Source organism: Thermus thermamylovorans, from assembly GCF_004307015.1.
GTDB lineage: Bacteria > Deinococcota > Deinococci > Deinococcales > Thermaceae > Thermus > Thermus thermamylovorans.
The window spans coordinates 1-9,615 of record NZ_SIJL01000031.1; the positions used below are offsets into that span (position 1 = coordinate 1).

The window sequence follows — 9,615 nt, forward strand, 5'->3', positions numbered from 1 at the left end:
CACATAACTCTTGACACGACCACGCCCCCGCAAGCCCAAAGGCGAGAAGGACCAAGCCGAGCAAAACCTTGCGGTTCATAGCCACTCCTATTAGGGGCGATTTTACCAGCACTCCTCAGGGGCGTCAACCGCATGGGGGCTTGCCTTGCAAAGGTCAGGAGGACGGGTGTATATCTCTCTCCTGATGGGCAAGCGAGGCTTCCTTCGCAGGGAGGCAAGCCCCAAGGAGGTCTTGGAACACTGCCTGCGCCTGGCCCGGGAGGTGGCCCCTCCCACCCCCAAGGGCAAGCGGGCCNCTGCCTGTGCCTGGCCCGGGAGGTGGCCCCACCCACCCCCAAGGGCAAGCGGGCCGCCCCTGGCGCCACGACTACGCCCGCAAGGCGTTCTCCTGACAGGGAAAGAGTTATCTAAGCTGGATCCCTCAAAAAGGCGAACACCTCGGAGGTCACGCCCCGGGCAAAAAGGCGACCTTCCACAAGTTCCCTGAACCACGCCCGTATCACTTCCTGAGGGGGTCCCAATCCTTTTTCCGCCTTGAGGCGGCGGCCACACTCGTCCGCGTAGATCGCGAAAGCCGGTTCCACCGGGGCCAGTTTACCCGGAGGATCGGCACGAACCCCCTTGCGCCCGCACGGGAAGCGCTATGCCCCAACCGCTTCCCAGCATTGCCGTTGCATCGGGAGGAAACAGGCCGTATTGTGTGGCCATGCCGCGCACCGGCCAACGACCTCTCCCCCGCCACATCCTCCGCATCGGCGAGAGGCGGCGGGAGCTCGGCCTCACTCAGGAAGAGCTCGCCCGCATGGCGGGCTTCTCCACAAGCCTCATGGCCAAGATCGAGCGGGGTGCCGTGGACCCCAAGACCCTCTCCGCCCAGTACCTGGTGGGCCTCGCCCGGGCCCTCGGCCTCACCCTCTCCGAGGTCATGGGGGAAGAGGTCCCCGGGGACGACCTGGGCTCCGTCCCCTTCACCCTCCCCGTCTACACCTCCCCCGAGGAGCTGGAGGAAAGCAAGCCCGCTTCCCGGGCCTTCCTCGCTCCGGCTGAGCTTCCCCGGGGGGCGGTGGTGGAGCGCCTGGCCTTCCTGGAGGTCCCGGGGAGGTGGCTCGCCACCCTGGACGTCCCCTTCCCCACCGCCCGGCGGGCCTGGGTCCTCACCGAGCTCAGGCCTCTCCTCCAACCCCAGGCCGTCTACCTGGGGAAGGCCCAGGGCTACGCCGCCTTCTTCCCCCACGAGGCCCTGGAGAGGGATCCTCTGGCCCTCTACCCCCTCCACCCGGACCTCCCCACTCTCTGGCTCGAGGAGGAGCGCCCCGAGGTCCTGGGCCTGGTACGGGGATGGCGGGTGCTATAGAGGCCATGTATTGCCAAAATGGGTGGTGTATGCTAACCTCTAGTTGCGGCTAGCCAACCCTGGGGTGAGCGTGCTAGACTCCAGGGTTAAGGAGGTGAGAGCTCACCTAAGGACGCGTAGCGGTAGGTAAAAGCAGGAAGACCGGGGTTTCCCCCGATCCCTTCACCGCAAGCATCTTGGTACTCTCGAGATCCCCTAATCCGAGGGTACCAAGCGGAAGGGAAAATGTCAACCCGGGTGGAAGCCCCACGGGCCCCAGGGCCGGGGGTAAGCGGCCCAGAAGGCAACCGTGGGAGCGCGAATCGGCTGGACCCATCTGGAATCGCCAAACGGATTCACCCTCATCCCCAACCCCCTGCTCAACAAGCTCTTCGGCAGCGGCTTCTCCGACCGGGAGTTCGCGGTCTTCCTCGCCCTCGCCACCCGCAGGAACCTCCACCACAAGAAGGCCTCCACCAAGGACCTGGCCCTCCTCCTCCGGCGGGACCCCCGCACGGTGGAGAAGGCCCTGCTCGCCCTCTGGGAAAAGGGCCTGGTGGAGCGGGACGCCACGGGGTGGTGGCTTTCCGATGCCCCGCCCGGGCAGGACCTGCAGGCCCCCGTACACGCCGTGCAGACCCCCTTGCAAACTTTGCAAGGCACGGGTGAGGAAAACGCCCTTCAGGACGGGCTTCCCTCGGCGCGGGAAATAAGAGAAAAAGAACTAACCACTGAGGAAAAAAATCCTCCTCATCCTCACGCCCAAGCAGCGGAGGCGGAGGAGGCTGAAGAGGTAGAGGCTGACCGCAAAGCCCCGGAGGAAAGGGCGGTTTCCGCCTCTCCCTCAGAGGGAGGAGAGCGGGCGACCTTCCTGGTTCCTTCGCCGTCTCCGGCCTCCCCTTCCCCTTCTGGATCTTCCCCGGTGCTCGTGAATGAAGGCACGAAGTACCGCCTCCAGGCCCGCCTCAAGGAAGCGGGGCTCTGGGTGGACTTCTACCGGGTCTTCCGCCCGGGCTTCGCCCACGGGGGGCTTTGGCGGGCCTACCTGGAGCGCCTGGAGCGGGAGGCCCTGCCCCTGGGGGAGGCCTTCCTCCAGGCCCTGGACCGCACCCTGAAGGGAGCCCGCCTCGGCGCGGTCCGCTACCCGGCGGCCTACCTGGACCGCCTTCTCCAAGACCTCGCCCCGCCCGAGCGCTCCTCCCCTCCCCCGCCCTCATTGGAAGAGGTGCCTAAGGACGCCCTCCTCCTCCTCCCGGACGGGAGGCGGGGGTACTTCGCCGGGTGGACCGGGGGCGGGGCCAAGGCCTTCGTGGAGGTGGACGGGGTGGCCTACCTGGTGGACCGGGAGAGCGTCCTCCGGGCTCGTGTGCTAGGGTAAGGGGGAATGGTCACGACGCCTCCTTCACCCCCCCTGAGCCGGGTTCCCCCAGGGTTTGGCGCCCACTACGCCGCCGTGGTGATCGTGGAAGGGCAGGTCTTCGTGAAGGAGNNNCTACCGCCTCCGCCTCCCGGACGGGAGCTTCCTCCGCCTGCCTAGGGTCCACCGGGGCCGGCCCATGGCCGAGCTGGTGGGGGCGCGCATCCGGGGCACCTTCTGGCCCCGCACGAACGGCCAGGGCCTTCTGGAGAAGTCCCTTCGCCTTGGTCGGATCGGGGTTACCAGGGGGGACGGGAAGGGACACCCCTTGATGGCCGCCCAGGGCCGCGTGGCCTTCGTGGACCGGGAGGAGGGGAGGTTTGGCCTCGAGGTGCGGCCCAATCCCGGGGGACGCCTCAAGGAGCCCTTCACCCTCACCCTCTGGGCTCCCCTCGCCCTCCTGGAGGAGCTCACCCTGGGGAGCGGGGTTTACGTGGAGGGGGAGGCCCGCCTGAAGACCCGGCGGCTCGTGGCGAAGAAGGTGGAGCCTGCCAGGCTCTGGGACGATCCTTCCTGAAGGAGGGGGTGGTCCCCGCCGGCCTCGAGGCCACGGCAGGGAGGCCGAAAGGCTCTTATCCGGGTGATTTAGAACACACCCGCTGTGGGATTTGACTCACGGCGTGAGGCGGGTTATATTGCTTCCAAGATGAAGAAGACCGTCCTCATTCCCCTCAAGGACTGGGCCCTGGAGCAGGGGCTCTCCTACTCCGGCGCCCTCAAGCAGATCCAGGAGGGGAGACTCAACGCGCGGCGCCTTGGCCGCTACTGGTACGTGGTCAAGGAGGTGGAGGCCCCGGGGGGAGAAGGGGTGGTGCTCACCCTCTTCACCCACGCCGGGGGGGCGGGGAAGACCTCCCTGGCCCGGGACCTGGGGTACGAGATGGCCTCTAGGGGCAAGCGCGTTCTTCTCGTGGACGTGGACCCCCAGGCCAACCTCTCCGCCTGGCTCGGCATCGTGGACGCTCCGGTAGAGGAGACCCTTCTCGGGCTCCTAGAGGGTAAGGGACGCTTCAGGCCGAGGGAGGTGCTTCCGGGGGTTAGCCTCATCCCCGCGCATGTGGAACTTGCCCGGGCCGAGCTTGTCCTCATCCGGGAGCCCTACAAGATGTTCGCCCTGAGGAAAGCCCTGGAAGCCTTCCGGCAGGAGTACGACCTCATCCTCGTAGACTCCCTGCCCTCTCTGGGCTCCCTGGCTGGAGTTGCGGGTATGGCCGGGGACGGCCTTCTGGTTCCCGTGGAAGCCTCGCCCAAGGGCCTTCAGGCCCTGCCCACGGTGCTTTCCGTGGCCCAGGACTACGCCGAGGGGCTGGCCTCCCTGGGGATGTGGGGTGGGGGCCCCTTCGTCCGCGCTCTCATCCCAAACGGGTTGGAGGGCACGGTCCGGGACCGGGAGGTTTTGGCCCAGCTCGAGGGCCTTGGAGGGCGGATCCCCTTAGCACCCCCCTTGGTGCGCCGTCCGGCGGTGTACCGGGAGGCTCAAGTACAGCGGCTTCCGGTGCAAGCGGTGGGCGGGGAGGAGGTGCGGCGGGAGATGCGGGCCCTCGGGGACTTTCTGGAGGGGATCCTGGAGCAGGTCAAGGCTGAGCTTCACAAGGAGGTGGCCTGATGAGCCGCAAGCCGAGCCCCATGGACCCCTTCCTGGCCAGGGCGCTTTCCGCCTTGGAGGAGATGGAGGGGAAGCCGGTCCAGGCTGGGGGGAAGACGCTTCCCCTCGAGGCCCTCGTCCCTTCTCCCCAGCCCCGCAAGCGCTTTGAGGGACTCGAGGCCCTCGCCCACTCCATCCGGGAAAAGGGCGTGCTCCAGCCCCTCCTGGTGCGGCCCTTGGGGGACGGGAGGTACGCCATCGTGGCCGGGGAGAGGCGGTACCGGGCCGCCCGGATGGCGGGGCTTTCCGAGGTCCCGGTGCGGGTGGTGGAGCTCTCCGAAAAGGAGGCGAGGCTTTTCGCCCTGGTGGAGAACCTCCAGCGGGAGGACCTGAACCCCTACGAGGAGACCGTGGGGGTCCTCGCCCTCCTATCGGAAGACTTGGGGAAGCCCGTGGAGGAGGTGGTGGGGCTTCTCCGCCGGATGCGGAAGGAGAAAAGGGGGGAAGCGGGCCATAACGTTATGGCCTCCCCCGAGGCCCAGAGGGTGGAGGAGGTCTTCCAGGCCCTGGGGCGGATGACCTGGGAAAGCTTCGTGCAGAACCGCCTCCCCCTCCTCAACCTCCCTGAGGACCTGAAGGCGGCCCTGGAGGAGGGGGCGATCCCCTACACCGCCGCCCTGGAGCTCAAGAAGGTGAAAGACGAGGCCTTGCGGAAGGCCCTCTTGGAGGAGGTGAAGGCGGGCCTCTCCCTGCGGGACCTGAAGGCCCGGGTGCGGGCGGCCCTCAAGAAGGAGAAGGCGCCTGCGGCGTGGTATGGAGACGTCATCGACGCCTTGAAGAAGACGGATATTAGTACTCTCCCCACGGAAAAGCGGGCCAGGGTAGAAGCGCTCTTAGCGGAGCTCAAGGAACTGCTTGGTTAAACGCGTCTGGGTTCGGTATGGCGGTCTTGCCAAGGATCCACGAAGGGGTTTTCTACTGGGCTTATCGGGTCCTGGGGCCGGAGTTTAAAGGCCCCACGGTTGAGGATCCCCTTGGGGTTCTTCCCATTCCTCTCAAGACGGCCCTCCTTCAAGCGGTAGGGAAGCGGTTTGGGTTAGAGTTCGATCTTGCGGAAGCTCTCCTTACTCGGCCCCCAAACGAGGGGCGCTCTTACGCTTATACCACTTATTGGTGGCCTTCAGAGGAAGGACTAAAAGAGCTCCTTTCTGAGCGCATATCTCGGGCTTCTTTGAACGAATGGGAGTTCGTTCCCGTCGAAACGTTAGACGACTTCATGCGCAAGCACCGTCTTCAAGGGAAGGAGCACTATGCCGAGGTGCTCTTCCTAAAAGAGGTTTACCTTCCCCTCTTTGGTAGCGAGGGGTTTGCCCTCTTGTTGCCCCAGGGGGGCTTCTTGGACGAGGAGGAGGGAGAGCGCAGGGCTGACTTCATCCTCTTCGGCCAGAGGCCATACGCCATAGAGATCGAAGGCAAGAGCTACCACGAGCGCCCGGACCGCTTTGCGCGAGAAAAAAGCCGTCAGCGGTCGCTTACGCTCCGGGGGATCGCGTATTTTCCCATTGCCTACGACGACATCCGCTCGGGAAAGGCCCGTGAAGCCTTGATAAGGCTTGCCGAGAGCGACCCAGTCCTGGGGGGCTACCTGAGGAAAGGTGAGGTGGGGCTTTCCAGGGGGCCCGCTTATTCGCCCCTCCACTGGCTTGTGGACTTTCCGGTGCGGTACCCCATCGCCCTGAAAGCGGCCTTTGCGCGCCTCTTAAAGGCGGTCAGGGAGGGCGAACGTTCCGTCCAAATTATGGACCCAGAGTCATCCACCCCCTTGGTGGAGGCGGCCTTCGCCGATGCTTACTTCACGCTTTTGAACGTGGGCCGGCTTGCCGGGGTTGACCTTCCCTTACCGGAAGTTCGCGTTTATCGGCTGGACGCGGATAGCGTTTCAAGGACCTTCCGGGATCTCCTGCCGCTTTGGGTCGGGCGGGTTGAGGGCTTTTCAGTTGTCGACGGAGCCCCTGAAGAAGGGGTCCTTGACGTTTTCTCCTGGGACCGTATCGCTTCCCTAGCGCGTGAGGCCGACGCTTTCCAAGCAGAATACGAAGAGGAACGAGGATCTTGGACTCCTCCCTTTGTCGGGGCGGTATCTTCTGCCCTCGCTCTGGACTTCTTCGCCCGGAAGTTTTTCCCGGTGCCAGAGCTCAAGGAGGCCCAACTTCGCCTTTTGCAACGGGCGCTACGGGGAGAAAGCGGCCTTGCCCTGTTGCCCACGGGCTATGGTAAGTCTCTTATTTTCCAGCTTTACTCCTTCCTCGTCCCGGGGGTGAACATCGTCATCTCTCCTCTTCGGGCCCTGATGCGGGATCAGGTGTACAACCTTCAGCGGATCGGCGTCACAGCGGTCACCTCGATTTCCAGCGACGACGAGGCCGCGGCCAAAGAGAGCAAGACCAAGACTTTGTTGGAAGGGCGCTACCGCCTTGTGTACCTTTCCCCGGAGCGGATCCGCATCAAGGGGTTCGTTGAGGAATTCCGAAGGGAACTGGGAAACCTTCCTGTCTCGGCGGTAACAGTAGACGAGGCGCACTGCGTTTCCGAGTGGGGGCATGACTTCCGACCCGCTTATCTCCATATCCGGAGCTTTTACGAGGAGATCCAGGCGGCTTCGCCGAGGAAGCTACCCCTGATCGCGCTTACGGCCACGGCCTCTCCTCCTGTTCGAAGGGACATCCTGAGGGTTCTGGGGCTCCCCGAGGGGGCTGTGGAACAACTCGCCAGTAGCGATCGTCCCAACCTGAGCTTCTCTGTCCATCCCGCCCCTCTTGGATTGAACCAAAAGAGGAACTTCCTTAGGGACCTCTTGACCCAGGTCCTTCCACGAACGCTGGGCGTGCCACAGGAAGAACTTATCGGAAGGCCAAAGCGGTCCTCGTACCCGCATGCAGGCGTCATCTTTACCATTTATGCCGACCCTCGTGGGCAAAAGACTTTCGAAGAGGGCGTTCACGCGATAAGAAACTTCCTCCTCAAAGAGGGTTTGGCTTCTAGCGATCAGGTGCACGTCTACGCAAGCAAAAGGCCAGAAGTATGTCCTTCTTGCGGTTCGAGCGAGTGGTTTAACGATCGGGGAAAAAACACTTGCCGTAGTTGTGGCTCTTCCTTTGCCAAGCCAAAGATCCTCTTTGACTGGGAAGATAGGGTACGAGAAGTCCAGGACCGCTTCCAGGAGAACCGCTTTCCCCTTCTGGTGGCGACAAAGGGCTATGGCATGGGGGTGGACAAGCAGAATATCCGCTATATCGTTCACCACGCCATGTCCAGCGGCCTCGAAGGCTACTACCAAGAGGCAGGGCGCGCGGGGCGTGATGGAAGGCATGCGCATGTCGCTTTGATCCTGACGCCGCCCACGCGGTCATGCTTGGAGCAACATGCTTTAGGTGGAGATGGAGTACCTCCTTGTCTTCCGAACGGGCGTTTCCGGTCCTGCCCCTACGGTCTGACGCTCCCTTGTGACTATGCTCGTCAGATTGAGTTCCTGCAGGGGAGCTACCCCGGGGTAGAGGTGTCCTTGCAAAGGGCTATGAAGGTGGCCCAGGAGATTCTCCATGATTCGCAAGAAGGACCGGATGGACAGCGCTTCCGTGGAGGTGGGGGTAGCGAGGCGGAATTGAACAGCTTTGAATATGCCCTCGTGCGCCTCATGCAGATTGGCTTCTTGGAGGCTTACACCGTAGAGTACCTCTCGCAGCGGCACCGCCGTTTTTGGTTCCCCCGGCCTAAGATAAGCCGCCGGACTTTTGAGGAACGGCTTAGGGCTTTCCTGACGGAAACGCGGTTGGGGGTAGAGGCGATAGAGAGAAGGTTGGAACCCCTTCGCCGCGCTTCTGCTGGCAATCCACTAGATCCCGTGGAGAAAGCCCTCCGTATCCTTTTGGACAGGGTGTACGAGACGGTCTACCCCATGCGCATCCAGATGCTTCGGAACCTCATCGAGTACGCCCTGAGCAAGGAGAGAGACCGGTGTCGACGCCTGGTGCTTCGGAGCATCTTTGACGACCAGCTTCCACCAGACGATTACCGTTGTGGCTTCTGCGATGTCTGTGAGCCCTCTTTGGCTTTCCCGGTCCCTGGAGCGCTGGTTCTCCCAAGGGAAGCTGAACCCGAGGAGATCGTTCGGCGGCTCTCCTCTTTTTTCCAGAGCTGGTCGGAGGAGGAAGCCGATCTGCTTCTTTCCGCCGCGGGCGAGAGAGGCTTGAGTCAAGCGGTCATGCTCCGCTCCGAGTACTACCTGGAACGTGAAGGAACGAGTCTAGGGGCCTTTTTCCTGGCGGGTGCCCTAAAGGGGCGTGAAGATCCCGCCCAGGGGGCTCTCTACCTGAAGCGGGGGACCTCTGAGGCCTTGAAGCAGGGCCTTTCTGTCGACGAGATCGGTCCTTTTCTCGCCGAACTTGGAAGGTTGGGACCGGAGCACCTGGGAAGCGTGCTTCTCGCCCACTCCCCTCTTGGGGGCTACCGGGAGCGAAAGCAGGTTTATGAGGAGGTAGGGAAGCGCCTGGGATATGACGATCCGGCTGCTCGGCTTACGGCGAGTCTAGCTTCTCTAGAGCTTCTTTCCGAGCTGACGGAGTGGGTGGAACGGGAAGGGGCTTCTTCCCAGCTGAGATCGATCAAGGAAAGGTTTGAAGCCAGCTTACAGGGGTAGGGAATGAAAGAGGAAAGAAACTTTCTGGAGCTCTTGGAGCAAGAGGTCGATGCCTATAGGAAGAGCCTTAGGCAAGCCCTGAAGGTGTCGGAAGAGCTTGCCGGGATACTGGAGGCGGCCAAAAAGACGTACCAAAGCTTAGAAGAACGACTCCAGGGCCTTCAAGAACTCGTTGCCCGAGGAGGCGAGGACCTAGACAGGTTTCGGCAAGAATGGGAGGAATCCCGTCGTGGGATTGAGGAGTGGCGTCGGAAGCTGGAGGAGCAGGTGCTCGAGCACCTTAAGGAATCCCAGAACCGCCTTAGCGAAATCCAACACCTCACCTTCAAGCGATTGGACCGTGTTGAGGATCAGTTAGGTCAGCAGAAAGCGGAGCTGGAAGGGAGGATGAAGGGCCTTGAGGATCGGATGGACGAGGTGGGCCAGCAGGTTAATCACATGGAGCAGAAGCTCTTGGCGCGGCATCTGGAGATGATGCGGAAGATAACGGGGCTACAAAGGCAAATCTTTATCCTGGGAGGGATCCTGGGGTTTTTGGCCTTGGGAGCCTATTTTTTAGGGAGGTACCCCCCTTTCGGATATTC

The 9,615-nt window shown here is 63.0% G+C and carries 7 protein-coding genes; all 7 read left to right on the forward strand.

Going from position 1 to position 9,615, the window contains the following annotated elements:
* Nucleotides 1-706: 706 nt before the first annotated feature.
* On the forward strand, nt 707-1,354 hold the full coding sequence (locus tag ETP66_RS11570) for a helix-turn-helix domain-containing protein (RefSeq protein ID WP_130842745.1): 648 nt from the start codon (nt 707-709) through the stop codon (nt 1,352-1,354).
* Between the two features lie 289 nt (nt 1,355-1,643).
* Nucleotides 1,644-2,711, forward strand: a complete 1,068-nt coding sequence (locus ETP66_RS11575) for a hypothetical protein (protein ID WP_130842746.1) — start codon at nt 1,644-1,646, stop codon at nt 2,709-2,711.
* 178 nt (nt 2,712-2,889) lie between these two features.
* Nucleotides 2,890-3,267, forward strand: a complete 378-nt coding sequence (locus ETP66_RS11580) for a hypothetical protein (protein WP_236630331.1) — start codon at nt 2,890-2,892, stop codon at nt 3,265-3,267.
* A gap of 129 nt (nt 3,268-3,396) precedes the next feature.
* A complete protein-coding gene (locus ETP66_RS11585; protein WP_130842747.1) occupies nt 3,397-4,356 on the forward strand; it encodes a ParA family protein in 960 nt (319 codons plus the stop codon).
* Complete coding sequence (locus ETP66_RS11590; RefSeq protein ID WP_130842748.1) at nt 4,356-5,258, forward strand: ParB/RepB/Spo0J family partition protein; 903 nt, start codon at nt 4,356-4,358, stop codon at nt 5,256-5,258. Before ETP66_RS11585 ends, ETP66_RS11590 begins: the two co-directional genes overlap by 1 nt.
* A gap of 17 nt (nt 5,259-5,275) precedes the next feature.
* Complete coding sequence (locus ETP66_RS12040) at nt 5,276-9,031, forward strand: RecQ family ATP-dependent DNA helicase (RefSeq protein WP_130842749.1); 3,756 nt, start codon at nt 5,276-5,278, stop codon at nt 9,029-9,031.
* 3 nt (nt 9,032-9,034) lie between these two features.
* Nucleotides 9,035-9,615, forward strand: a 581-nt coding sequence (locus tag ETP66_RS11600; protein WP_130842750.1) for an AAA family ATPase, incomplete at its 3' end; no start/stop codon positions are given.